Raw genomic sequence first — 1,225 nt, 5'->3', positions numbered from 1 at the left:
TGAATGTCGCGACACTCAGATCGTTGTCGACATCGCTATCGTTGCCCAGCACGTTGCCAGTGGCCGCGTGGTCTTCATCGACAGTATTGGTGTCCGCGGTCAGGACGCTTGGGTCATTGACCGGGGTGACGCTGATATCCAGCGTGCTGGTGGAGCCGGTGTTGGTGGTGTAGGTGACTTGCGGTACGGCGCCGTTGTAGTTGGAGTCCGGAGTAAAGGTGTAAGCACCGTTCGCCCCGATCACCAGGGTGCCGACGTTGGCGATGATCGCCGGGACGCCTGCGGTGTACTCGGTGCCGCCAACCGTGAAGGTCGCGACACTCAGATCGTTGTCGACATCGTGGTCGTTGGTCAGCACGTTGCCGGTGGCCGCGTGGTCTTCATCGACAGTGTTGGTGTCCGCGGTCAGGACGCTCGGGTCATTGACCGGGGTGACGCTGATATTCAGCGTGCTGGTGGAACCGGTGTTGGTGGTGTAGGTGACGGTTGGCACGGTGCCGTTGTAGTTGGAGTCCGGAGTAAAGGTGTAAGCACCGTTGCTGGCGATGATCAGCGTTCCGACACCGGTCATGGTTGCGGTCTGGCCCGCCGTGAAGCTGCCGTCGACCCCATTCACGCTGAAGCTGGAGACGCTCAGGAGATTATCGACATCGTGGTCGTTGCCCAGCACGTTGCCGGTGGCCGCGTGGTCTTCATCGACCGTATTGGTGTCCGCGGTCAGGACGCTTGGGTCATTGACCGGGGTGACGCTGATATCCAGCGTGCTGGTGGAACCGGTGTTGGTGGTGTAGGTGACGGTCGGCACGGTGCCGTTGTAGTTGGAGTCCGGGGTAAAGGTGTAAGCACCRTTCGCCCCGATCACCAGGGTGCCGACGTTGGCGATGRTCGCCGGGACGCCTGCGGTGTACTCGGTGCCGCCAACCGTGAATGTCGCGACACTCAGATCGTTGTCGACATCGCTATCGTTGCCCAGCACGTTACCGGTTGCAACATGGTCTTCATCGACAGTRTTGGTGTCCGCGGTCAKGACGCTYGGGTCATTGACCGGRGTGAYGCTGATATCCAGCGTGCTGGTGGAACCGGTGTTGGTGGTGTAGGTGACGGTCGGCACGGTGCCGTTCCAGTTCTCGGCCGGGGTAAAGGTGTAAGCACCGTTGCTGGCGATGATCAGCGTTCCGACACCGGTCATGGTTGCGGTCTGGCCCGCCGTGACGCTGCCGTCGAC

The 1,225-nt window shown here is 61.3% G+C and carries 1 protein-coding gene; it reads right to left on the bottom strand.

The annotated features are described in order from the left end of the window. Positions 1-1,225: tandem-95 repeat protein (locus tag AC1DWM_RS30075; protein WP_477796882.1), on the bottom strand; the 1,225-nt coding region annotated here is incomplete at both ends.

The sequence above is a fragment of the Pseudomonas sp. P4_C8 genome (assembly GCF_056401975.1).
The sequence above is the reverse complement of the archived record's forward strand: the minus strand, read 5'-3'. Positions and strand labels throughout refer to the sequence as shown.